Source organism: Pseudomonas bijieensis (genome assembly GCF_013347965.1).
Classification (GTDB): Bacteria; Pseudomonadota; Gammaproteobacteria; order Pseudomonadales; family Pseudomonadaceae; genus Aquipseudomonas; species Aquipseudomonas bijieensis.
In genome coordinates, this window is record NZ_CP048810.1 from 1,472,721 (window position 1) to 1,497,586 (window position 24,866).

The following is a 24,866-nucleotide window of genomic DNA, read 5'->3' on the forward strand; positions in this document are numbered from 1 at the left end:
GCGGATCAGCCAGGAAAGCCCACATGACGGATAGACACTGCGCCGCCCCGGACCGACTTCACAGCCTCCCGTGCTATCGCCAGCCGCTGCCGCGTGAAAGCGCCACCCGGCACATCGTGGTCATGCAATCGGCGGCCGCCTGTTCCCCCATTGTCGGCACACTGGAACAGCCCCTGGTACTGAACGGCGAGAACGCCGACTTTGCCCGGCGCTTGCACCAGGTGCTGGTCAACGCCACCGTCGGCAGCCATCTCTACATCATGGGCGACGAGGCCTTTATCTGGCGCATCCACGGCGAGGCCCGCAGCGCCGGACTGGAAAATGCCGAGATCGACATCACCCGCACGCTGGCCGGCTCGCGCCGGGTGTATTGCGTGCATTGTGGCCTGACCCAGACTGCCGGGCCGGAATCGCTGCTGAGCTGCATCGGTTGCGATGTCGGGCTGGAAGTGCGCGAACACTTTTCCCAACGCCTGGGGGCGTACCTCGGCGTCTGCAGCAACCCCGACCAGCCTTGCAGCGGAGTAAGGCCATGAGCGTCGCGCTTGAGGTGCGGGTCAGCGCGGCAAGAATGCTCACCCCGGTGGTGCGAGAATTCACCCTTCAATCCTGCACCGGGCCATTGCCAGGATTCTCCCCCGGCAGCCACGTGCAGGTTCACCTGCCGCTGACCGAAGGCAAGGTGCGCAATGCCTATTCGCTGACCAGCGACCCTGCGGACAATCGGCATTACCGCATCGCCGTACGCCTGCAGGAAGCCTCTCGCGGCGGCTCGCACTACCTGCATCGGCACGTCCAGATCGGCGATACGCTGCAGATTTCGCCGCCGGCCAATCTGTTCGCGCCGCACTCGACCGCCGGCCTGCACATCCTGATCGCCGGAGGCATCGGCATCACGCCGTTCATGGCCTACATCGCGGCCCTGGAACAAAGCCAAGCCCCCTTCGAATTGCACTACGTCTATCGCCCGGGCCTGAGCGATGCCTATGTCGAGGAGTTGCAACAGCGGCTGGGATCGCGACTGCACACCTACACCTGCCGTCCGGAGCTGAAGCACGTCCTGAGGGATCGGCCGCTGGGCAGCCACGTTTACACCTGTGGTCCGCAACCGTTGCTCGATGCGGTTCGGCAACAGGCCAGTGTCCTTGGCTGGCCGCCCGGCCGGGTGCACTGGGAAGCCTTCAGTGCCGCAAAGCCAGGCCAGCCCTTTGACCTGGAACTGCTGCGCAGTGGCCGACGCCTGCGGGTCGGCGGCGAACAAAGCCTGCTCGAAGCCCTGGAATCCGCTGGACTGCAAATCCCCAACCTGTGCCGCGGCGGCGTCTGTGGCCAATGCATGACCCGCCACGTGGGCGGAAAAATCGAACACCGCGACAGCTTTCTGAGCCCCGCCGAGCAGGCTGAATTTCTCATGCCCTGTGTTTCCCGCGGCTGCGGCCCTTGCGTTTCGCTGGACCTTTAGGAGTCGACCATGACCATTCAATCAAGCCCCGTGCAGAGTTACCGAGACGACTTCAGTTTTCGCAACAGCCCCGCGGCCATCCGCCGTTTTCCCTTTCCCTTCACTGAGGACAGCTACCTGTACTCGGTGAACATCGAACCGGCGACTTCCCGGGATCCGGGCTCGGTTTACCAGCACGGCTTCGATATCGATGAACACTACCGTTCGGAAATGGCCGAACGCGCCCTGGTGCTGGACAAGGATCCGCGCCGCTATCTGGTGATGCCGCACATGCAAGTGGCCGCCTGGGATGCGCTGCAGATGCTCATGGAACACCTCGCCGCCGACTATCCGCAGTGGTTCCAGCTGGCGCGTGACGGTGATCACTGGCATTGGCACAACACGCTGCTCAATATCGATCAGCACTTTGTCTTCGGTGACGCCACCAGCTTGCCCTGCGAGCCGCTGGAATTCATCGGCCGCCAGGTGCAGGGCGATTTTGCCCTGCTCGATCAGCGCGACGGCGATCTGTACATGGACGCCGGCCTGGTCACCAGCCCGGCCGACTGGTCCCTGGCCTTCGACGCCGGCATGAGCTTCAAGCAGTGGCATTCACCGGTGCCCATGGCCCATCAGATGGGCGTGTTCGACCGTGCGCTGAAGTACCTGCTCAACCTGCAAGTGGGCCAACCGGTGCGGCGCCTGAACTGGACGCTGACGATCAACCCGCGCCTGGACTCCTCGCCCGAAACTTTCCATGAATGGGGCGCCGATCGCGGCCGCATCAGCGCTGAAAACGTCGGGCAACAGGTGCATCTGCGCGTCGAACTGCAAGTGATGGCCCGTCTGCCGCGCAGTCACGCGGTGATGTTCAGCATTCGCACCTACCTGATCAGCATGGACGAACTGGTCACTCAACCCGGCTGGGGTTGTCGCCTGCACCGCGTGCTGCGCGATCTGCCCGAGCCGATTGCCGACTACAAAGGCATGAGCCGCTACCGACAGACCCTGGTCCAGTGGCTGAGCCGCTTCGACCAGGCCTGAACCCTGACCCACTTTCACCGACAAGGATCCTCACATGGCTCATTCATGGCGTATTTCTGCACTGGCCGAACGGCACCGCGCACTCGGCTCGAACCTGGAAGACTGGAACGGCATGGGCACTGCCTGGACCTATGCCAGCGACCTGGCCGATCACCATCAAGCGATCCGCACCCGCGCCGGGCTGATGGACGTTTCCGGGCTGAAGAAAGTCCACTACGTCGGCCCCCATGCCGAAAGCCTGCTGCAATGGGCCACGACCCGCGACATCGCCAAGCTCTACCCCGGCAAATCGGTGTATGCCTCGATGCTCGACGCGGAAGGCAAGTTCGTCGATGACTGCATCGTCTACCGCACCGGGCCTAACGCGTTCATGGTGGTCCACGGCGCCGGTAGCGGTCACGAAATGCTGGTGCGTTCATCCCAGGGCCGGCAAGTGGCGGTGCTGTTCGACGACGACCTGCACGACCTGTCGCTGCAAGGGCCGTTGGCGGTGGACTTTCTCGCCGAGCACGTCCCCGGGATTCGCCAGTTGCCCTATTTCCATCACCTGCAAACCCGCCTGTTCGATCGCCCGGTGATGATCTCTCGCACCGGCTACACCGGCGAACGCGGCTACGAGATCTTCTGCAAGGCAGCCGATGCTCCGGCGCTGTGGGACAAGATCCTCGAACAGGGCGCGGGCCTGGGCATCATCCCCTGCGCCTTTACCGCCCTGGACTGGTTGCGGGTGGAAAGCTCGCTGATGTTTTTCCCCTACGACAACTCGCAGATGTACCCCTTCGCCGACCAGAAGGCCGGCGACACCCTGTGGGAAATGGGCCTGGATTTCACCGTTTCTCCAGACAAACGCGAATTCCGTGGCGCCGAGGAGCACTTCCGGTTGCGCGGCCAGGAGCGCTTCAAGATCACCGGCGTGTTGCTCGACGGTGTGCGCGCCGCCGAGGCTGGCGACACCCTGTGGCAGGGCAACCAGCAAGTCGGGGTGATCACCTGCGGCATGTATTCGCGCCTGAGCAAACGCTCCATGGCCATCGCCCGCATGAACGTCACCTGCTCGGTTCCCGGGATTGCCTTGCAGGTGCGTGGCAGCCAGGAAAGCGCCGCGGTGACCCACGCCCTTCCCTTCGACGACCCGGAAAAAACCAAGCGCACGGCCAAGGGCTGAGCCTCTACCACCTTGCACAGGGAGCCCTCGATGGACACCTCCAGCGAACACTACATTCTCAAGATCAACTGCCCGGCGGCGTCCGGCATCGTCGCCGCGATCAGTACCTGCCTGGCCCGGCAACAGTGCTACATCAGTGAGCTCGCGCAATTCGACGATGAGTTCACCGGGCAGTTTTTCATGCGCGCGGTCTTTCGTTTCAACACCGGTGTGACCGGCGATATCGGCGCCCTGCGTGAAGACCTGGGCGACCTGGCCGGCGGCTTCGACATGCAGTGGCAACTGTTCTGCTCAAGCCAGCCAACCCGGGTGCTGCTGATGGTCAGCAAGTTCGATCATTGCCTGACCGACCTGCTGTACCGCCACCGCAAGGGCGAGATGGACATGCACATCACTGCCGTGGTCTCCAATCACCTGGACCTGCGGGCCATGGCCGAACGTGAAGGCATTCGCTTCATCTACCTGCCGGTCACCAAGGACAGCAAGGCCAGCCAGGAAGTCGAGCTGATGCGCATTGTCGAGGACACCCAGACCGACCTGGTGGTGCTCGCCCGCTACATGCAGATTCTCTCCGACGGCCTGTGCCAGCAACTGTCCGGTCGGGCCATCAACATCCATCACTCGTTCCTGCCCGGTTTCAAGGGCGCCAAACCCTATCACCAGGCGTATGACCGGGGCGTGAAGCTGATCGGCGCGACCGCCCATTACGTCACCAGCGACCTCGACGAGGGGCCGATCATCGAGCAGGAAATCCAGCGCGTCGACCACACGCACCTGCCCGATTCGCTGGTTGCCATCGGCCGTGACACCGAAACCGTCGCCCTTTCCAAAGCCCTGAAATACCACCTGGAACACCGGGTGTTCATCAATCAGGACAAGACAGTGATCTTTCGCTGAAACCCTTCAGGAGGCACGCTCATGACACTACGCGTAGCAATCATCGGCGCCGGCCCGTGCGGCCTGGCTCAACTTCGCGCCTTCCAGTCAGCCCGCGACCAGGGCACCGCCATTCCCGAACTGGTGTGCTTTGAAAAACAGCAGGATTGGGGCGGCATGTGGAACTACACCTGGCGCACCGGTCTGGACGAGAACGGCGAACCGGTGCATGGCAGCATGTACCGCTACCTGTGGTCGAACGGCCCGAAGGAATGCCTGGAGTTCGCCGACTACACCTTCGAAGAGCATTTTGGCCGCCCCATCGGCTCTTACCCGCCGCGGGAAGTGCTCTGGGATTACATCAAGGGCCGGGTCGAAAAAGCCGGGGTACGGGATTTCATCCGGTTCAACAACGTGGTGCGCCAGGTCACCTTTGACCAAGCGACTCGCCGCTTCACGGTGGTTGCCCACGACCACGGCAGCGATACCCAGACCTCGGAGCAGTTCGATTACGTGATCAACGCCTGCGGGCACTTTTCGACGCCGAAGATGCCGTACTTCCCCGGATTCGAGCAGTTCGGCGGGCGCATCCTCCACGCCCATGATTTCCGCGATGCACTGGAGTTCAAGGGCAAGGATCTGCTCATCGTCGGCAGCAGCTATTCTGCCGAAGACATCGGTTCCCAGTGCTACAAATACGGCGCCCGCAGCATCACCAGTTGCTACCGCACCGCGCCGATGGGCTATGACTGGCCCGCCAACTGGGAAGAAAAACCGTTGTTGCAGCGCCTGGAAAAAAACCGCGCGTACTTTATCGACGGCACCCACAAGCACGTCGATGCGGTGATCCTCTGCACCGGCTACAAACATCACTTCCCCTTCCTGCCGGACGAACTGTGCCTCAAGACCGATAACCGGCTATGGCCGATGAATCTGTACAAAGGCATTTTCTGGGAGCCCAACCCGCAACTGATCTACCTCGGCATGCAGGATCAGTGGTACTCGTTCAACATGTTCGACGCCCAAGCCTGGTACGCCCGCGATGTCATCCTGGGGCGCATTCAACTGCCCGGCCAGGCCGAAATGATCGCCGACAGCCGGCAATGGCACGAACAGGAACAGACACTGGAAACCAACCAGCAAATGTTCGAATACCAGGGCGCCTACATCCAGCACCTGGTGGACGCCACCGACTACCCGAACTTCGACATCGCCGCCGTCAATGAAACCTTCCTGCACTGGAAGCACGACAAAGCGGAGAACATCATGGGTTATCGCGACAAGTCCTATCGCTCGTTGATGACCGGAACCCAGTCACCGCCGCACCACACCCCTTGGTTGCATGCGCTGGACGACTCGATGGCGGCGTACCTCGCTGAGCCGCCGATGTCCGTCAAGTCGATCGGTTGACCCGGGAGCCCCACCATGAACGCACCTCGTGTTTCCCATCCGCGCGAGCCCGGACTCTTTGCCCGGGCCCCGGCCCTGGAGCGCTATCGGGTGGCGGCCGGCGGCCTGACGCTGGTGGCCTTGCAGCCCGGCGACAGCCTGCAAGTGATCGACCTTGAAGGTCAGCAATCCTGTGAACTGCTGGCCGTGGACACCCACGGTCACAGCGCGCTGGCGGCCTGGGCGTTGAGCGGTTCGGCGGCCTGCGAATTCATCGGCGCACGGCTCGCCGAACCGACCTTGCAAGCTCGACGTATCCACCAGGCGTTGCGCCGACGCGGCGTTGATCCCTACCACCTGCCCAATGCCGCTTCACTCTGGGACGAGGACAGCCCTGCCGACTTCAGCCGCCAGTTTGTCGCCAGCGATGAACTGTTGGTGATTGTCGCCGCGCCCGCCGGTCCCACGTCCGTCGATCGGCAATACCGGCCCAGCGAGCTGCGGTTGTGGGTGACTCGGGCCAATCCCTCGTCGCTGCTGCTCCCGGCATTACCCGAACCGTTGGGCGAGTTGCTCGACGAATTCACTCTTCACGCCGGCACCGCCCACAGCTACACGGTCGGCAAAGGGCAATACGTGCAGGTGCTCGACGTCGCCGGCCGCCAATGCTCGGACTTCGTCGCCCTCGATCGGCGGGCGTTGGATCGCGGCCAGGAACTGGACCTGGACCAGACCGTTACCCGCACCTTGAACGGCAGCGCCTACCCGGCACCGGGACTGTTCTCGAAGTTTTTTGACCGGCAGATGCAACCGATGCTGGAAGTGGTGCGTGACACCGTCGGCCGCCACGACTCCTTCGCCCTGGCCTGTGCCGCGCGTTACTACGAGAGCCATGGCTACTTCGGGCACGACAACTGCAGCGACAACCTGAGCCGGGCCTTGGCGCCTCACGGGGTCGAGGCTCGCAGCGGTTGGCCGGCGATCAATTTGTTCTTCAACACCGGGATCGACGCCCACCAGCAGATGACATTGGACGAGCCGTGGTCGCGTCCCGGCGATTACGTGCTGCTGCGAGCCATGACCGATCTGCTGTGTGGCAGCACCTCATGCCCGGATGACATCGACCCGGCCAACGGCTGGAACCCGACCGATATCCATGTCCGCCTCTACAGCGAAAAGGAGCGTTTTTCCATCGCCATGAGCACTCGTACCACGGCCGATGCCGACCCGATCCTCACCCGTGAGTCCGCGTTCCACTCACGCACCAGCGCCTTGACTGGCAGCTTTACCGACTACCGAAACTGGTGGCTGCCGCTGCGCTACGACGGCTATGGCGCCATCGAGGAATACCTCGGTTGCCGCGAACGCGTCGCGGTGATGGACCTGACCGCCCTGCGCAAATTCGAAATCCTCGGCCCCGACGCCGAAGCCTTGTTGCAGTACTGCCTGACTCGGGATGTGCGGCGCCTGGCGGTGGGTCAAGTGGTGTACTCGGCGATGTGCCACGAGCATGGCGGCATGCTCGACGATGGCACCCTGCTGCGCCTGGGCCCGGATAATTTCCGCTGGATCTGCGGTGAGGATTACGCCGGAGTTTGGCTGCGCGAACAGGCGCAAAGGCTCGGCATGAAGGTCTGGGTCAAATCCGCCAGCGAGCAGATTCACAACCTGGCCGTCCAGGGCCCGATGAGTCGTGAACTGCTAAAGCAGATGGTCTGGACCCCAGCGACCCAACCGAGCCTGGAAACCCTCGGCTGGTTCCGCTTCCTGGTGGGCCGCCTGGATGGTTACGACGGCTGCCCGCTGATGATCTCGCGCACCGGTTACACCGGCGAACTGGGCTACGAAGTCTGGTGCCAGCCCGAAGATGCCGAGCGGGTCTGGGACCGGATCTGGCAACTGGGCCAACCGCTGGGCCTGGTACCGCTGGGCCTGGAAGCACTGGACATGCTGCGCATCGAAGCCGGACTGATTTTCGCCGGCTACGAGTTCAGCGACCAGACCGATCCTTTCGAGGCAGGTATCGGTTTTTCTGTGCCTATGAACAGCAAAACCGACGACTTCATCGGCCGCGATGCGCTGTTGCGGCGCAGTGCCCATCCCGCCCAGAAGCTGGTGGGCCTGCAACTGAGTGGCAACGAAGCCGCCCACCACGGTGACCCGGTGTATCGCGGCCGGGCCCAGGTCGGGGTCATCACCAGTGCCTGCCGCTCGCCGCTGCTGGCCAGCAACATCGCGCTGTGCCGGGTCGACGTGGCCTGCGCCGACGTCGGCACGACGCTTGAGATCGGCAAAGTCGATGGCCTGCAGAAGCGCATCAGCGCCGAGGTCACCGCAGCGATTTTCTACGACCCGCAAAAGAGCCGGGTGCGCAGTTGATCGACCAGACGGACCTGGGCGCCACCCTGACTTTGACTGCCCCCACTACTCCGCTACTCAGACATGGGAATACGAAGATGGAAGCGACTACGTTCGAGACCGTACCGCAGGCCGCCAGCACCGTTGGCAGCCTGCACCGCAAGATCGATTGGCGCGGGGCTTTCTGGGTTGCCAGTGGCGTGCCCGCGCTGGTGCTGTTTTCAATCGGCGCGATTGCCGCCACAGTGGGCAAACCGGCCTGGATCGTCTGGATCGTGTCGATCCTGTTCGGGTTTATCCAAGCCTTCACCTATGCCGAAATCGCCGGACTGTTCCCGCACAAATCCGGCGGCGCCTCGGTCTATGGCGCGGTCGCCTGGGTACGCTACAGCAAGCTGATCGCACCGGTTTCGGTGTGGTGCAACTGGCTGGCCTGGTCGCCGGTGCTGTCGATCGGTTCAGGGCTGGCAGCCGGCTACATACTCACCGCACTGTTTCCCGCCGATGCGCTGATCAATACCTGGCAATTGACCCTGCTCGATCTGGGTTGGATCAAGAGCGGCCTGTCACTGCGGATCAATGCGACATTCGCCATCGGTCTGTTGATCCTGCTGACGGTGTTCGCCGTGCAGCATGGCGGTATTCTGCGCTCGGCGCGCCTGACCCTGGTGCTCGGCGTGACGTCGCTGATCCCCTTGCTGCTGGTGGGCGTGGTGCCGTTGCTCACCGGCGATGCGGCCCAGGCCAATTTCCTGCCGTTGTACCCCCTGGCCCATGATGCCGCCGGGCAAGTGATCGATGGGCCCTGGGATCTGTCCGGCTGGACACTGATGGCCGGCGGTCTGTTCATGGCCGCGTGGTCCACCTACGGCTTCGAAACGGCGGTGTGCTACACACGGGAATTCAAAGACCCCAAGCGCGACACGTTCAAGGCGATTTTCTATGCGGGTCTGCTGTGCATTCTGGTGTTCACCCTGGTGCCGCTGGCGTTTCAAGGCAGCCTGGGACTCGGCCAACTGGTGACACCGGCCGTGCTGGACGCCAGCGGTGCAGTGGTTTCGCCGGCAGTCTACAGCGGCCTGCTGTCGCCCGCGATCTACAGCGGCATGGGCGTCGGCCAGGTGATGGCGGACAGTATCGGCGGCGGTAAACTGGTCGCCAACATCATGCTGATCATGCTGGTCCTGGCCACCCTGCTGGCGATCATGACGTCGATGTCCGGCTCATCGCGCACCTTGTACCAGGCGTCGGTGGATGGCTGGCTGCCGAAGTACCTGGGCCGCACCAATGAACACGGCGCGCCCACCGCCGCGATGTGGACCGACCTGTGTTTCAACCTGCTGCTGTTGCTGATGTCCGACTATGTCTTCGTGCTCGCGGCGTCCAACGTCAGCTACATCATCTTCAACTTCCTCAATCTCAACGCAGGCTGGATCCATCGTCTGGATCGTCCCGACTGGATACGCCCGTACAAAGCCCCTACCGTGCTCCTGGCGGCCGGTGGTGTGCTGAGCTTCGTCAACCTGGCCTGCATGGGGCTGGGCGCCGATATCTGGGGCGCGGGAACCCTGACGACCGGCCTGCTGCTGGCGCTGTTGATCCTGCCGGTGTTCTGCTACCGCCACTATGTGCAGGACAACGGGCACTTCCCCGAAGCCATGCTTAACGATCTCTACGTCCAGGCTGATACGGGTCAAAAACGCGCGGGCTGGTTGCCTTACCTCACGCTGGTCGCAGGTGTTCTAGTGGTGTACGGCAGCCATCAATTGGTAGTCTGAACACCCTTTGCTTGCAGATCCCTGATGAATCATCGAGGCGCAACGACGCCTCGGTGATTATTTCGCCCCTCTATCATCCAAGACAACGGTGACTCTTTTGATCGGCACCACCCCCGCACTTGCTCGCGATATCGACGGCAAGGCCATCTCCGCCCTGGTTCTCGACGAGGTTCGAGAAGAGGTTCTGGCCCTCGCGCACCGGCACATCTACCCCGCCCTGGCTGTATTGTTGGTGGGCGAAGATCCGGCCAGCGAGGTTTACGTGCGCAACAAATTGCTGCGGGCCAAGGAAGTCGGCATTCGCTCCCTGGAGTACCGTCTGCCAGCCAATGCCAGCCAGCACCAGGTACTGGAACTGATTGCCCAACTGAACGCCGATGTCACGGTGAACGGCATTCTGGTGCAGTTGCCGTTGCCGGGACATATCGACGAAGCGGCAGTCATCCAGGCCATCGACCCGGTCAAGGACGTGGACGGTTTTCATCGCGAGAACGTCGGCGGCCTGGTGCAAGGCATGGAAGTGCTGACACCCTGCACGCCCAGCGGCTGCATGCGTCTACTGCACGAAACCTGCGGCGATGTGAGCGGCTTGCACGCCGTGGTCGTCGGGCGCTCGAACATCGTCGGCAAGCCCATGGCGACCTTGTTGTTGCAGGCTCACTGTTCGGTCAGCGTGGTGCACTCACGCAGCGTCGATGCCCCGGCGTTGTGTCGACTGGCCGATATCGTCGTCGCGGCGGTAGGCCGTCCCGGGCTGATCGATGCCAGTTGGCTCAAGCCTGGCGCCGTGGTGATCGATGTCGGGATCAATCGTATTACGGACGAATCCGGCAGCCATCTGGTGGGTGATGTCGACTACGCCAGCGCGCGCACCGTCGCCAGCGCAATCACGCCAGTACCCGGTGGCGTCGGGCCGATGACCATTGCCTATCTGCTGAAGAACACCCTGATCGCCAGCCAGTTGCAGCATGCGGCCCAGGCCCGCGGGCAGACATCTGCCAGCCATCTGGTGGTGAGTTGAGCACAATGCGTACGACCCGTTCGAGGGTGTAATGCTGTTTACTTGATCGTTCCCGGAGATTCTGATCTTCCGTTCCTAGCGTGTTTTTTGGGTGGGATTGGTGTGTATATCCGTTACCGCAAAAACGGATATGCACACCAAACCATATAAATATCGGGCCTTCTCAAATAAAGCCAAAAACAACCGTAACTATCAGTGGTTGTAAGCACGCTCGTTGTGTTCAGCCAGGTCCAGCCCCATCTCCTCCACCGACTCATCGGCGCGCAAACCGATCACCGCGTTGATCACCTTGAGAATGACCCAACTGATGACAAAACAGTAAACCGTCGTCAGCAGTACGCCTTTGATTTGCGCCACGACCTGAGCCCCCATGGTCACGCCTTCGACCAATCCCCCCACCGACGGCACACAGAACACCCCGGTCAACACCGCGCCGATCATCCCGCCAATGCCGTGCAAGCCGAACACGTCGAGGCTGTCGTCATAACCGAAGCGCCGCTTGAGCACGGTGACACTCAGGTAGCAGAACACTCCACACAACAAACCGATGGCCAACGCACCGCCGACGCCGACATACGCGCACGCCGGCGTGATGCCCACCAGACCCGCCAAGGCACCACTGGCCAAGCCCAAAGCACTCGGTTTGCCAACCTTGAACCACTCGGTGAACATCCAGCCGAGAATACCGGCGCACGCCCCCAATTGGGTGTTGAGCATGACGATGCCAGAAGTGCCGTTGAGGCCACCGCCGGAACCGATGTTGAAACCGAACCAGCCCACCCAGAGCATCGCCGCACCGGCCATGGTCAGGCTCAGGTTGTGGGCGGGCATCGGCGTGTTCTGGTAGCCCTTGCGCTTGCCGAGAATCAGGCACGCGGCCAAAGCGGCGACACCGGCATTGATGTGCACGGCGGTGCCACCGGCGAAATCGAGTACGCCCCAGTTGTGCATCAAAGCGCCCGCGCCTCCCCAGACCATATGCGCCACCGGGGCGTACACCAGGGTGAACCACAACGCCATGAACCACAGCGCCGCCGAAAACTTCATGCGTTCGGCGAATGCACCGGCAATCAGCGCCGGGGTGATGATCGCGAAGGTCATCTGGAAGGTCACGAATACACCTTCCGGAATATCCCCAACCAGGCTCTCCGGGGTCATGCCCGCCAGAAAGGCCCGGCTCAAACCACCGACGAAACTGTTGAACGTCACCTGCCCCTCGATCATGCCGGTGCTGTCGACCACCATGCTGTAGCCATAGATTACCCACAGCACGCCGACCAGGCCGGCGATGCCGAAGCATTGGGTGAACAGCGAAAGCATGTTCTTTGCCCGGACCAAGCCACCGTAAAACAATGCCAGTCCCGGTAGACACATGAACAGCACCAGCACCGCGGCAGTGACCATCCAGGCGGTGCTGCCGGTGTTCAAGGCGGGTGCATCGGCGGCCTGGGCCAAGGGCGCAAATGCACCGGCCGCCAATAAACCGAGAAGGGATTTGCCGAGAAGACGATTGACCATGTTCAAAGCTCCTGCAAAGAAAGGTGAGTGTCGGGCAGCGAGCAATAAAGAATGAGAGACGGGCCTTTTCGGCCTCTCGAATATAAATGCCATGAACAGGACTTGTGGGAGCGGGCTTGCTCGCGAAAGCGGTGGGTCAGCTTGCAGCAGTTTTGACTGTGCCACCGTCATCGCGAGCAAGCTCGTTCCCACAGGTTTTTCCGGGGCGTTCACAGGCATCGCGCACGCCACAGATCCCTTGTGGGAGCGAGCCTGCTCGCGATAGCGGTGGGTCAGCTTGCAGCAGTTTTGACGGTGCCACCGTCATCGCGAGCAAGCTCGCTCCCACAGGTTTTTCCGGGGCGTTCACAGGCATCGCGCACGCCACAGATCCCTTGTGGGAGCGAGCCTGCTCGCGATAGCGGCGGGTCAGCTTGCAGCAGTTTTGACGGTGCCGCCGTCATCGCGAGCAGGCTCGCTCCCCCAGGTTTTTGTCAATAACCGGTACCAGAGCCTGGAACCCAGTTGGTCCCCGCCAACGGCACCCGGGCCATGGCCGCCGACTCCACCGTCAACGCCACCAGATCCTCGGGGTCGAGGTTGTGCAGGTGCGACTTGCCGCAAGCCCGGGCCATGGTCTGGGCTTCCAGCACCAGGACGCGCAGGTAGTTGGCCAAGCGGCGGCCCCCCTCCACCGGATCCAGTCGCTTGGACAGCTCCGGGTCCTGCGTGGTGATCCCGGCCGGGTCGCGACCGTTCTGCCAGTCATCATAAAAGCCGGCCGCCGAGCCGATCTTCTTCAGCTCTTCATCCAGGCGCGGGTGGTTGTCGCCCAGCGCGATCAGTGCTGCGGTGCCGATGGCCACCGCATCCGCGCCCAGTGCCATGGCCTTGGCCACATCGGCACCGTTGCGAATTCCGCCAGAAACGATCAGCTGGACCTTGCGATGCATGCCCATCTCCTGCAAAGCCTGTACCGCTTGCGGGATGGCCGACAAAATCGGAATTCCCACGTGCTCGATAAAGACCTCCTGGGTCGCCGCTGTCCCGCCTTGCATGCCATCGAGCACGATCACATCCGCTCCGGCCTTCACGGCCAGCTTGACGTCGTAGTACGGCCGGCTGGCACCGATTTTCACGTAGATCGGTTTTTCCCAATCAGTGATTTCGCGGATCTCGGCAATCTTGATCGCCAGGTCATCCGGGCCGGTCCAATCGGGGTGACGACAGGCACTGCGCTGATCGACACCAATCGGCAAGGTGCGCATGCCGGCGACGCGCTCGGTGACTTTCATCCCCAGCAACATACCGCCGCCACCGGGTTTGGCGCCTTGCCCCAGGACGATTTCGATCGCGTCAGCCTTGCGCAGATCGTCCGGGTTCATGCCGTAGCGCGACGGCAAGTACTGATAGACCAAATGCTGCGACTGGCCGCGCTCCTCCGGGGTCATGCCGCCGTCACCGGTGGTGGTGCTGGTGCCCGCGATGGTCGCGCCACGGCCCAGGGCTTCCTTGGCATTGGCCGACAACGCACCAAAACTCATGCCGGCGATGGTCACCGGAATCTTCAAGTGGATCGGCTTCTTGGCAAAGCGGTTGCCGAGGATCACATCGGTGCCGCATTTCTCCCGATAGCCTTCCAACGGGTAACGCGAAACACTGGCGCCAAGCAGCAGCAAGTCATCGAAGTGCGGCAGCTTGCGCTTGGTGCCGCCGCCGCGAATATCGTAGATGCCGGTCTCGGCGGCACGCTGGATTTCCTGGATGGTCAGACGATCGAAGGTGGCTGACTCGCGCAGTACGGGTGCCGCTTTTTGGCTGGTGAGGTCGCTCATATCTGTTCTCCTCGCGCGGATCAGTACGCGGACGCGTTATCGACTTTGAAGTTGTACAGCTGACGGGCCGAACCGTAGCGCTTGAAGTCAGCCGCCTTGTGCGCGAAACCGGCACGGTTCAACAGGTCCTGGAGTTCTTGGAGGTGTTCGGCACGCATCTCTTTCTCGATGCAATCGGAGCCCAGGGACTCCACATTGCCCTTCACGTAGATGTGGGTCTCGTACAAGGAATCACCCAGCGCATCGCCGGCATCACCGCAGACCACCAATCGCCCGGCCTGGCCCATGAAGCAGCTCATGTGGCCGATGCTGCCGCCTACGACAATGTCGATGCCCTTCATGGAAATTCCGCAACGCGCGCCGGCATCCCCTTCAATCACCAGCAGCCCGCCATGGGCCGTGGCACCGGCCGCCTGGGAGGCGCTGCCTTTGACGCGGACGTAGCCGGACATCATGTTCTCGGCGCAACCGACACCGACGTTGCCGTGGACGGTGATCGAGGCTTTCTGATTCATACCCGCGCAGTAGTAGCCGGCGTGACCCTGGATATCGATGGACAGCACTTCGTTCACCCCGACCGCGAGGTTGTGCTTGCCGTCCGAATGCGTCACCACCCATTCGCGGTCTTCAACGTTGCTGACCTGGTCGTGCAACGCCTGATTGAGTTCACGCACAGTGGCAGTGGAAAGATCGATGGTTTTCATGTGTGCGCCCCTTAAGCTGACTCGCGTTCCCAGATGTACATAGTGGCCGGTACCGGCTCCCAGACCTTGGCATGCTCGATACCCGGCAGGCTCGACAGGGCCTGATACTCGGAGGCCATGGCGACGTAATCGTCGGTCTCGGCGAGGATCGCCGGCTTGCAGGCAATCGGGTCGCGGATTACGGCAAAACCGTTGCGGGTGCCGATGGCGAAGGTGAAGAAACCGTCCAGATCCTCCAGCGAATGATCCAGCGCTTCTTTCAATGAGTCGCCCTGCTGCAGGCGCCAGGTCAGGTAGCCGGCGGCCACTTCGGTGTCGTTGTCGGTCTCGAAGTGAATGCCTTCGCGCTTGAGTTCCTGACGCAGGCGGAAGTGATTGGACAGCGAGCCGTTGTGCACCAGGCACAGGTCAGCGCCAGTAGAGAACGGGTGACTGCCTTCCATGGTCACCGCGCTTTCAGTGGCCATGCGGGTGTGGCCGATGATGTGGCTGCCCTTCATGCCGGCCAGGCCGAAGCGTTGGGAAATTTCCTGGGGCAAGCCCATTCCCTTGAGGATTTCGATGCTCTGGCCAGCGCTCATGATGCGCACGTTTGGCGCCAGTTCGGCGAGGGCCAGACGTACCGCCGTCTCTTCGGCATTGACCTTGAGCACGGCAGCGCTGGCGTTCTGGAACCAGTCCAGCGAGCAGCCAAGGCGCCCTTCCAGCTCACCCATCAGGGTTTTCCAGTCGAAACCGTCGGTGGTCGCCTGCAGGGTCAGCTTGATCCAGCCGTCGGCCACCTCATCGCCATAAATGGCGAAGCCGGCACTGTCCGGACCACGATCGGTCATGGCCTGCAACATTGGTTCGAAGAGCTTGCCGAGCTGGGACTCCAGCTGCGGATTTTTCAGGTAAAGACCTACGATCCCACACATATCAAGTCTCCTTCGGAGGCAGTGAACACTCGACGCCGTGCCGGGTGCCCGAATGGTTGTCAAAACACTGGGTCAGAAAAATTCGGTGTAGCGCTGGATCTCCCAGTCGGAGACATGGCGGCTGTATTCCACCCATTCCATGCGCTTGAGCTTGATGAACTCACCTACGATCTGCGGGCCCAGCACCTCAGCGAACAGCAGGTCGGCTTCCAGGGCGTCACAGGCTTCCTTGAGCGATTGCGGCAGGGTCTTGATGCCTCGCGCGGCGATCTGTTCCAGGCTCAGGCTGTAGAGGTTCTCATTGCAGACATGGTCGATTTCCAACTGGCGATCGATGCCATCCAGGCCGGCGGCGATGATCGCGGCGCTGACCAGGTAGGGATTGCAGCCGGCGTCCGGCAGGCGGAACTCCAGGCGGCCGTAAGGCACCCGTACCATGGCCGAACGGTTGTTGGCGCCGAAGGCGATAAAGGCCGGCGCCCAGGTCGCGCCGGACAACGAATTACCGACCACCAGACGCTTGTAGGAGTTGACCGTCGGCGCGGCGAAGGCACACAGCGCCGGGCCATGGGCCAGCAGGCCGGCGGCAAAGTGATAAGCCATTTTCGACAGGCCCATGCCGCTGGGGTCGCTGGCATCATGGAACAGGTTCTTGTTCTCGGCGCTGCTGATCGACAGGTGAAAATGCATGCCATTGCCGGCGCGTTTCGGGTCGGGCTTGGGCATGAACGAGCAGATCATGCCCAGGTCATTGGCGATTTCGCCGGCAGCCATGCGAAAAAACGTGAAGCGATCCGCCGAGGTCATGGCGTCGCTGTAGGTGTAGTTGATCTCGAACTGGCCGTTGGCGTCTTCGTGGTCAATTTGATAGACCTCGAAATCCACTGCCTGCAAGGCTTCGGTCAGCCGCTCCAGGAAAACACGGGAGCGCGACAGGCCTTTGTAGTCATAACAAGGCTTGTCCAGGTTGTCGCTGGGGTCCACCAGTTGCAGTTTGCCCTGTGCGTCGCGGCGCATCAGGTTGAACTCGGGCTCCAGGCCGGTGTTGAGCGTCCAACCCTTTTCTGCCAGGCGCTGCACTTGTTGCTGCAACACATAACGGCTGTCATACGGATGCGGCTTACCGTCGACATGACCGATGCACACCACTCGCCCGTAACCCGGCTGCCAGGGCACCGGGGTCAGGGTGGACAAATCACCGCGGGCCATGAAGTCCGGCCCGTGGGGCTCCATGCCCATGCCGCTGATCGCGAATCCGGCAAAACCCGCCCCCTCTTCAGCCACGGCCTTGAGCCCACAGATAGGCACCGACTTGGTTTTGGCCGCCCCGTGGATATCCACAAATTGCGCAAGCACGTACTTGATTGCGTGCTTGTCGATGATGCGCTGGGTTTCTGCTGGCAACATTGCTCGTCACTCCTCGCGAAAGGCAAAACAGTGTGGATGGCCTTGACTGACTTTTTATTCCTAAAAAGAAAGTTAGTTTCCCAATAGGAATGCAAGGCCCTTGCCAGATTCGCGAGTGAAGCGCCGTCGCTCCCAGAAAAGCGTTTTTGTGCTGTATATATGGGAAAATTCTTTTCCCAGTGGGAATATCGCTCGACAGACGCGAGCCGAACGCCGCCATTTGCACTTTCTCAGTGCGAAACTAATATTACTGAACGGAAAGTGTGCAGGATTTGATGACTATGCCGACCGAAACCGCCCCGCGCCTCAAGCTTGAGCAATACCTGGGCTTGCAGATCAAGCGCCAGCGCCAGGCCCAGGATCTGAAATTGTCTGACGTGGCCAAGATTGCCGATATCAGCCAAGGCATGTTGAGCAAGATCGAAAACGCCCAGGTGTCCACCAGCCTCGACACCCTGAGCCGTCTGTGCGACGTGCTCGGCCTGCCTCTGTCCAAGTTGTTCAGCGAATACGACCAGCAAGATGGCAGTGCGCTTCTGGTCAAGGCTGACCAGGGCATGGAAGTGGTGCGCCGTGGCACCGAGAAAGGCCATACGTACCATCTGCTCAACCATACCCGCGGGCCGAAGAAAAGCTTCGAGGCCTATATGGTCAGCATGGATGACGCGAGTGAGGAGTTTCCGACCTTCTCTCACCCCGGCACCGAATTCCTTCACTTGCTCGAAGGCGAACTGATCTATCGTCACGGCAATCAGCTTTACCGCATGGAAGCCGGCGACAGCCTGACGTTCGAAGGCGAAATCCCCCACGGCCCCGAGCAACTGGTGCAGGTGCCTATCCGCCTTTTGTCGATCATGAACTACGGCAACGACAAAGAGTAACGCCTCCCTCCCGATGCATGAAGATCAACCTGTGGGAGCGGGCTTGCTCGCGAATGCGATGTGTCAGTTGTCATCTATATCAACTGACAGAGCGCATTCGCGAGCAGCCCGCTCCCACATTTTTGACCGCGTTCGACCGACGGAAACGAGTCGCCTTCCCTCGCAAAAAAATTCCCCTCAGTTAAAAAACTTTCCCAAACCTCTAGACGTCCAGCCTCCACTCCCCTATAAAGCCATTTCAGGAATATTTTATTCCCAACAAGAAAATAAGCTCATGAATGAGCCTGCCGCCCGTTGATGATTTTTTTCGCTATGCGATGAGCTGCCGCCATCATCCCGAGGACGTGTCATGCAACACGAAAAAAACCATTTCATCATCAAGATCACCTGTCCTGCGGTGTCCGGCATCGTCGCTGCCGTCACCACCTATCTGGCGGACAACCGTTGCTACATCGGGGAGATGGCGCAATTCGACGACGACTTCAGCGGTCGTTTTTTCATGCGTGCGGTGTTTCGCTTCAACGACGGCCACTCAGGCGACCTGCAACAGATCAAGGACGGTTTCGCCCAGGTCGCCCAAGCCTTCGACATGACCTGGGAATTGCATGACACCCGCGAGCCGATGCGCGTGTTGCTGATGGTCAGCAAGTTCGACCACTGCCTGACCGACCTGCTCTACCGCTACCACAAGGGCGAGATGGACATGACCATCACTGCCATCGTCTCCAACCACCTCGACCTGCGCCCGATGGCCGAACGCGAAGGCATTCGCTTCATTTACCTGCCAGTGACCAAGGAGACCAAGGCCCGGCAGGAAGCCGAACTGATGAAGATCGTCGACGACACCGGCACCGAGCTCGTGGTGTTGGCGCGCTACATGCAAATCCTCTCCGATGACCTGTGCAAGCAACTCTCGGGCCGGGCGATCAACATTCACCATTCGTTCCTCCCCGGCTTCAAAGGCGCCAAGCCCTATCACCAGGCCTACCAGCGTGGGGTGAAACTGATTGGCGCCACCGCCCATTACGTCACCAGCGACCTCGATGAGGGACCGATCATTGAGCAGGAAGTGCAGCGCGTCGACCACGTCTACCTGCCTGACGACCTGGTGGCCACCGGCCGTGACACCGAAACCGTGGCCCTGTCCAAGGCAGTCAAATACCACCTGGAGCACCGGGTTTTCCTCAATCAGGACAGAACGGTGATCTTCCGGTGAACACGCACAAACTGATCGACGGCAAAGCCACCGCCGCCCGCGTGCTGGTACAGGTCCGCAAGGACGTGGAGCGCCTGCGCGAGCAAGACATTCAACCGGCACTGGCGGTGATTCTGGTGGGCAGCGACCCAGCCAGCCAGGTCTATGTGCGCAACAAGATCCTGCGCGCCGAAGAGGTGGGTATCCGCTCGCTGGAACATCGGCTGCCCATGGATACCAGCACTGAACAGTTACTCATTCTGATCGCCCGATTGAATGCCGATCACTCGATCCACGGCATTCTTCTGCAACTGCCACTGCCCGCTCATATCGATGAATTACGGGCACTGGAGGCAATCGCACCGGACAAGGACGTCGACGGATTCCACAGTCAGAACGTCGGCGGCCTCAGCCAGGGTCGTACGGTACTCGCACCTTGCACCCCCAGTGGTTGTTTGTATTTGCTGGAGCAAACCTGTGGTGATCTGCGCGGTAAGCACGCAGTAGTGATCGGCCGCTCGAACATCGTCGGCAAACCCATGGCCGCGCTGTTGCTGCAGGCCGATTGCTCGGTGACCGTCCTGCATTCGCGCAGCCCGGATCCGCAAGCGCTGTGCCGGCAGGCGGACATCGTCATCGCCGCCGTGGGTCGCCCACGGTTGATCGACGCCAGTTGGCTCAAGCCTGGCGCCGTGGTGATCGACGTCGGCATTAACCGCATCGAAGACGATGGCCGCAGCCGTCTGGTGGGCGACGTCGACTTCGACAGCGCCCTGGCCCATGTCGCGGCGATCACCCCGGTGCCCGGTGGTGTCGGCCCGATGACCATTGCCTTCCTGATGAAAAACACTGTCACCGCGGCCCTTGCACAACACCAGGCCCAACGCAGCCAATCGGAGGCCTTATGCCATTCAATCTATTGAAATACGGGCTGAGTTCGGAGTACCCGGTGGAAGTGGATTTGCCGCCACCCCGCGAACTCAAGTCGAGCTATGACGTGGTGATCATTGGTGCCGGTGGCCACGGCCTGGCCATCGCGTACTACCTGGCCAAGTACCACGGCATCACCAACGTCGCGGTGTTGGAGAAGTCCTACCTGGGCGGCGGCAATACCGCGCGCAACACGGCGGTGATCCGCTCCAACTACCTGACCAGCGAAGGCGTGCGCTTTTATGCCGAGTCAGTGCGGATGTTCCAATCGCTGTCCAACGAATTCGATTTCAACATCATGTACTCCGAGCGCGGCCAACTGACCCTGGCCCACACCGACGCCACGGTGCGGTCGTTCCGCCAGCGCGCCGAAGTCAACAAGCACTTCGGCGGCCGCAGCGAGATGATCGACCGCCAGCAGATCCGTGAACTGGTGCCCAGTCTCAACCTCGATCCCGGCCACTTGCCGGTACTCGCCGGCCTGTGGCACATCGACGGCGCCACCGCCCGCCACGACGCTGTGGCCTGGGGTTACGCCAAACAAGCCGCCAAGCGTGGCGTGGAAATCCATCAGCTCACCGAAGTCCAGGACCTGATCATCGAAAACGGCACCCTCACCGCGGTCAAGACCAACCGCGGCACCATCAAGTGTGGTTGCGCGGTGCAGGCGATTGCCGGGCACAGCTCGTTGCTGATGGCCAAGGCCGGGATTCGTTCGCCGATCCAGACCTTCCCGCTGCAAGCGATGGTCACGCAGCCGTTCAAGCCGTTTCTCGATCCACTGGTGAGTTCCTCTGCCTTGCACTGCTATGTGCAGCAAACGAGTCGTGGCGAGGTGGTGTTCGGCGGCGGCTCCGACCCCTATCCGCTGTTCAATACCCGTTCCACGCTCGATTTGAAGGAAAGCCTGCTGGCCCATGCCATCGAGATGTTCCCGTTCCTGGCCAACGCCAAGCTGATGCGCCAATGGGCCGGGATCACCGACATGACCCCGGACTACAGCCCGATCATGGGCCTGTCACCGGTGAACAATTACTACCTCGACGCGGGCTGGGGCACCTGGGGCTTCAAGGCCACGCCGATCTGCGGCAAGACCATGGCCGAGTTGGTCGCCAGCGGCGGCAAGGTGCCAGAGCTGATCAAACCGTTCGGCCTCGAACGTTTCTCGACCTTCCAGCAAGTCAACGAAATGGGCGCCACGGCGGCCAGTCACTGACGCAGAGCAGACTATGAAAATCATGAATTGCCCGCTCAACGGGCCGCGCAATATCAGCGAGTTCACCTATGGCGGCGAATTCAAACCCATGCCCGACCCCGTCACGTGCAGCGACGGCGAATGGGCGGACTACGTGTTCAACACCGACAACCTCGCCGGCGTGGTGCGTGAATGGTGGATGCACACCCCCTCCAGCTACTGGTTTCTCGCCGAGCGGCATACCGTCACCGACGAAATCCTGCGGACCTTCGATCCCAAGGAACTCTTCAGCACCCGTGTCGAATTCAACGCCGCTGCCAAGGAGATCGCAGGATGAATCGCCTACCCGCCCCCATGGGCTTGTTGATCGACCGTAATCAGCCGCTGGATTTCAGTTTCGACGGGCAGCGCTACCAAGGCTTGCAAGGCGACAGCATCGCCAGTGCCCTGTTGTCCAACGGGCGTTTCCTGATCTCCCGCTCGTTCAAATACCATCGCCCACGCGGCCCGCTGACCATGGCCGGCCAGGACGCCAACAGCCTGGTACAACTGCCCCAGGAACCCAATGTGCTGGCCGATGCTCACGCGCTGTCCGCGGGTTTGCAGGTGACGGCGCAGAACGTCAGCGGCTCGCTGGATAACGACCGCGACGCCTACCTGGGCAAGTTCTCCAAATTCATGCCGGTGGGTTTCTACTACCGCTCGTTCTACAAGCCCAAGGGCATGTGGAAAGTCTGGGAACCGATCATTCGCAAGAAGGCCGGCCTCGGTGTACTCGACCTGAAGTTCCAGCCGGATTACTACGACAAGGCCTACCTGTTTACCGACGTCGCCGTCATCGGTGCAGGTCCCGCCGGGCTGCACGCCGCCCTGACCGCCGCCAACGCCGGAGCCAAGGTGTTGCTCATCGAGCAACAGCCGGTTCTCGGCGGGTCGCTGACCTATGCCCGCTTCGACATCGACGGCAACAAGGCTGAAAACCTGCGCCGCGAACTGCTCGCGGCGGTCGAGCAGCACGCCAATATCCAGATCCTCACCGAAGCCACGTGCAACGCCTGGTTCACCGATAACTACCTGCCGGTGATCCAGGGCAAACGCCTGTACAAGGTCCGCGCTCGCCAGTGCCTGGTGTGCAGCGGCGCGTTCGATCAACCGGTGATCTTTCGCAACAACGACCTGCCGGGTGTGATGCTGACCAGCGCTGCACAACGGCTGATGAAGCTGTACGCGGTCAAGCCGGGTAACCGCGCCGTGGTGCTGACGGGCAACGACGATGGCTACCTCGCTGCACTTGATCTGCATGACCAGGGCGTGGAGGTCGTCGCTGTAGTGGACCTGCGCCAAGGGCCTTCGGACGAAGCCCTGCTGCGCGCACTGGCGCAACGCAAGATCAACCATCAGGGCAACAGCACCGTCTATGAAGCCCAGCACGAGAAAGGCATGCGCCATATCAACGGTGTCGACGTGCGCCAGATCACCGCACAAGGCCAGGTCGCCGAGAGTGGGCAACATCTGGCGTGCGATTTACTGTGCATGTCCGCCGGCTATATGCCGGTCTATCAACTGCTGTGCCAGGCCGGTGGCAAACTGGCCTACGACGATCAACGGGCCGAGTTCACGCTCAGCGGCCTGCCAAGGAATCTGAATGTCGCCGGCTCGGTCAACGGCCGGCACCATCTGGATAACGTGATTGCCGATGGTGTGAATGCCGGTGCCGAAGCCGCCTCCGCGCTAGGCCTGACCGTCAGCACGCAACGCGTGCCATTGACTGGTGAGGCTCGGGTCAATTTCAATTGGCCCATCTTCCCGCACCCCAAAGGCAAGGACTTCGTCGACTTCGACGAGGATCTGCAAGTGGCCGACATCGTCAACGCCACCCGCATCGGCTATCGCGATGTGCAACTGGTCAAGCGCTACTCCACCGTCGGCATGGGACCGTCTCAGGGGCGTCACTCGGCGCTGCCGACCGCCCGGCTGGTGGCGTGGGCCACGCAACGCAACATCAGCGAAACCGGTGTGACCACGGCGCGACCGCCGTTTGTGGCCGAGAAGCTGGCGCATGTCGCCGGTCGCGCATTCGATCCCTACCGACAAACACCGATGCATGCCCGTCACCTGCAAGCCGGGGCGAAAATGATGCCCGCCGGCATCTGGCAACGTCCGGCCTACTACGGTGATGCCAAGGCGCGTGAGGCCTGCATGCAGGCCGAAGCCCTGCATGTGCGCAACAAGGTCGGCCTCATCGACGTCTCGACATTGGGCGGCCTCGATGTACGTGGCCCGGACGCCGCCGAGCTGCTCAACCGCATGTACACCTTTGCCTTCCTCAAACAGCCGGTCGGCCGCTCCCGCTATGCGCTGATGACCAACGAGCACGGCGTGGTGATCGATGACGGTGTCTGCGCGCGGTTTGCCGAGAACCATTTCTACGTCACCGCCACCACCAGTGGCGTCGACCGGATCTATCAGCAAATGCTCAAGTGGAACGCGCAATGGCGCCTCGACGTGGATGTCGCCAACGTCACCGCGGCCATCTGCGCGGTCAACGTCGCCGGACCCGATTCGCGCAAGGTACTGGAACAGGTCTGCACCGACCTGGACCTGAGCGCCGAAGCGTTTCCTTATCTGGGCGTGCGCCAGGGCACCGTGGCCGGCATCAAGGCCCGTTTGCTGCGAGTGGGTTTTGTCGGCGAGCTGGGCTATGAAATCCATGTACCGGCGCGCCACGGGCTCATGCTCTGGGACGCGCTGATGGAGGCTGGCAAGGCCCATGACATCCGCCCCTTCGGCGTCGAAACCCAGCGCCTGCTGCGCCTGGAAAAAGGCCACGTGATCATCAGCCAGGACACCGACGGCATGACCCATCCGGCGGAAATCGACATGGGCTGGGCGGTCAGCCGCAGCAAGCCGTTCTTCGTCGGCCGGCGCTCGGTGGACATCCTCGAAGCCCAGCCGCTGAAACGCAAACTGGTGGGCTTCAGCCTACCGAAGAACAGCCCGCAACCACTTGAAGGACATCTGGTGCTCAACGGGCCGGACATCAGTGGGAATGTCACGTCCTGCGAATATTCCGCCACCCTCGGCAAGATCATTGGCCTGGCCTACGCCGGCATCGACCAAAGCATCCCGGGGCAACGCATCCCGATCCGGGTCGAAGGCGGCATCGTCGTCCAGGCCGAGGTGGTGCAGTTGCCCTTCTTTGATCCCGACAACCAACGCCAGGAGCTTTGAGC

General features: G+C 61.6%; 20 protein-coding genes. 15 read left to right on the plus strand and 5 right to left on the minus strand.

Annotation, left to right across the window (positions count from 1 at the left end; genetic code table 11):
- Nucleotides 1-23: 23 nt before the first annotated feature.
- The 9 genes from GN234_RS06140 (at nt 24) to GN234_RS06180 (ending at nt 11,072) form a co-directional block, all read left to right on the plus strand.
- Entirely contained in the window at nt 24-536 is a 513-nt protein-coding gene (locus GN234_RS06140) for a dimethylamine monooxygenase subunit DmmA family protein (protein ID WP_176688082.1), read from the plus strand.
- Nucleotides 533-1,462: a PDR/VanB family oxidoreductase gene (locus GN234_RS06145; protein WP_176688083.1), complete on the plus strand. Its 930-nt coding sequence runs from the start codon at nt 533-535 to the stop codon at nt 1,460-1,462. The genes GN234_RS06140 and GN234_RS06145 overlap by 4 nt, the downstream gene beginning before the upstream one ends.
- A gap of 9 nt (nt 1,463-1,471) precedes the next feature.
- On the plus strand, nt 1,472-2,485 hold the full coding sequence (locus GN234_RS06150; RefSeq protein WP_176688084.1) for a heme-dependent oxidative N-demethylase family protein: 1,014 nt from the start codon (nt 1,472-1,474) through the stop codon (nt 2,483-2,485).
- Nucleotides 2,486-2,519: 34 nt separating this feature from the next.
- Nucleotides 2,520-3,650 (plus strand): aminomethyltransferase family protein, encoded by a 1,131-nt coding sequence (locus tag GN234_RS06155; protein WP_176688085.1) that lies wholly within the window; start codon nt 2,520-2,522, stop codon nt 3,648-3,650.
- Nucleotides 3,651-3,680: 30 nt separating this feature from the next.
- On the plus strand, nt 3,681-4,547 hold the full coding sequence (gene purU / locus GN234_RS06160; RefSeq protein WP_109755144.1) for a formyltetrahydrofolate deformylase: 867 nt from the start codon (nt 3,681-3,683) through the stop codon (nt 4,545-4,547).
- 21 nt (nt 4,548-4,568) lie between these two features.
- Complete coding sequence (locus GN234_RS06165; RefSeq protein WP_163854084.1) at nt 4,569-5,936, plus strand: NAD(P)-binding domain-containing protein; 1,368 nt, start codon at nt 4,569-4,571, stop codon at nt 5,934-5,936.
- Between the two features lie 15 nt (nt 5,937-5,951).
- On the plus strand, nt 5,952-8,294 hold the full coding sequence (locus GN234_RS06170; RefSeq protein WP_176688086.1) for a DUF1989 domain-containing protein: 2,343 nt from the start codon (nt 5,952-5,954) through the stop codon (nt 8,292-8,294).
- A gap of 77 nt (nt 8,295-8,371) precedes the next feature.
- A complete protein-coding gene (locus tag GN234_RS06175; protein WP_176688087.1) occupies nt 8,372-10,051 on the plus strand; it encodes an APC family permease in 1,680 nt (559 codons plus the stop codon).
- Between the two features lie 97 nt (nt 10,052-10,148).
- Nucleotides 10,149-11,072, plus strand: a complete 924-nt coding sequence (locus GN234_RS06180) for a bifunctional 5,10-methylenetetrahydrofolate dehydrogenase/5,10-methenyltetrahydrofolate cyclohydrolase (RefSeq protein WP_176689561.1) — start codon at nt 10,149-10,151, stop codon at nt 11,070-11,072.
- A 192-nt stretch (nt 11,073-11,264) separates the two neighbouring features.
- Here the strand turns inward: GN234_RS06180 and GN234_RS06185 are convergent, their stop codons facing one another.
- The 5 genes from GN234_RS06185 to glnT all read right to left on the minus strand — a co-directional run bounded on the left by GN234_RS06185 (nt 11,265) and on the right by glnT (nt 17,432).
- Complete coding sequence (locus GN234_RS06185; RefSeq protein ID WP_116832114.1) at nt 11,265-12,590, minus strand: ammonium transporter; 1,326 nt, start codon at nt 12,588-12,590, stop codon at nt 11,265-11,267.
- A 473-nt stretch (nt 12,591-13,063) separates the two neighbouring features.
- A complete protein-coding gene (locus tag GN234_RS06190) occupies nt 13,064-14,404 on the minus strand; it encodes an FMN-binding glutamate synthase family protein (protein ID WP_109755151.1) in 1,341 nt (446 codons plus the stop codon).
- A 20-nt stretch (nt 14,405-14,424) separates the two neighbouring features.
- Nucleotides 14,425-15,108, minus strand: coding sequence for a GltB/FmdC/FwdC-like GXGXG domain-containing protein (locus GN234_RS06195; RefSeq protein WP_109755152.1), 684 nt, complete (start codon nt 15,106-15,108; stop codon nt 14,425-14,427).
- Nucleotides 15,109-15,119: 11 nt separating this feature from the next.
- Nucleotides 15,120-16,025 carry a class II glutamine amidotransferase gene (locus tag GN234_RS06200; protein WP_109755153.1) on the minus strand — a complete coding sequence of 302 codons (906 nt, stop codon included), beginning with the start codon at nt 16,023-16,025 and terminating at the stop codon, nt 15,120-15,122.
- A 72-nt stretch (nt 16,026-16,097) separates the two neighbouring features.
- On the minus strand, nt 16,098-17,432 hold the full coding sequence (gene glnT / locus GN234_RS06205) for a type III glutamate--ammonia ligase (protein WP_176688088.1): 1,335 nt from the start codon (nt 17,430-17,432) through the stop codon (nt 16,098-16,100).
- Between the two features lie 275 nt (nt 17,433-17,707).
- Between glnT and GN234_RS06210 the strand changes: the two genes are divergently transcribed.
- The 6 genes from GN234_RS06210 to GN234_RS06235 all read left to right on the plus strand — a co-directional run bounded on the left by GN234_RS06210 (nt 17,708) and on the right by GN234_RS06235 (nt 24,864).
- Complete coding sequence (locus GN234_RS06210; RefSeq protein WP_109755155.1) at nt 17,708-18,313, plus strand: helix-turn-helix domain-containing protein; 606 nt, start codon at nt 17,708-17,710, stop codon at nt 18,311-18,313.
- Between the two features lie 349 nt (nt 18,314-18,662).
- Nucleotides 18,663-19,529 (plus strand): formyltetrahydrofolate deformylase, encoded by an 867-nt coding sequence (purU, locus tag GN234_RS06215; RefSeq protein WP_176688089.1) that lies wholly within the window; start codon nt 18,663-18,665, stop codon nt 19,527-19,529.
- Nucleotides 19,526-20,431: a bifunctional methylenetetrahydrofolate dehydrogenase/methenyltetrahydrofolate cyclohydrolase FolD gene (gene folD, locus GN234_RS06220; protein WP_176688090.1), complete on the plus strand. Its 906-nt coding sequence runs from the start codon at nt 19,526-19,528 to the stop codon at nt 20,429-20,431. The genes purU (GN234_RS06215) and folD overlap by 4 nt, the downstream gene beginning before the upstream one ends.
- Nucleotides 20,413-21,654 (plus strand): FAD-dependent oxidoreductase, encoded by a 1,242-nt coding sequence (locus GN234_RS06225; RefSeq protein WP_109755158.1) that lies wholly within the window; start codon nt 20,413-20,415, stop codon nt 21,652-21,654. Before folD ends, GN234_RS06225 begins: the two co-directional genes overlap by 19 nt.
- 13 nt (nt 21,655-21,667) lie before the next feature.
- Nucleotides 21,668-21,970: a sarcosine oxidase subunit delta gene (locus GN234_RS06230; RefSeq protein WP_109755159.1), complete on the plus strand. Its 303-nt coding sequence runs from the start codon at nt 21,668-21,670 to the stop codon at nt 21,968-21,970.
- A complete protein-coding gene (locus GN234_RS06235; RefSeq protein WP_176688091.1) occupies nt 21,967-24,864 on the plus strand; it encodes a 2Fe-2S iron-sulfur cluster-binding protein in 2,898 nt (965 codons plus the stop codon). Before GN234_RS06230 ends, GN234_RS06235 begins: the two co-directional genes overlap by 4 nt.
- The last annotated feature ends 2 nt before the right edge of the window (nt 24,865-24,866 follow it).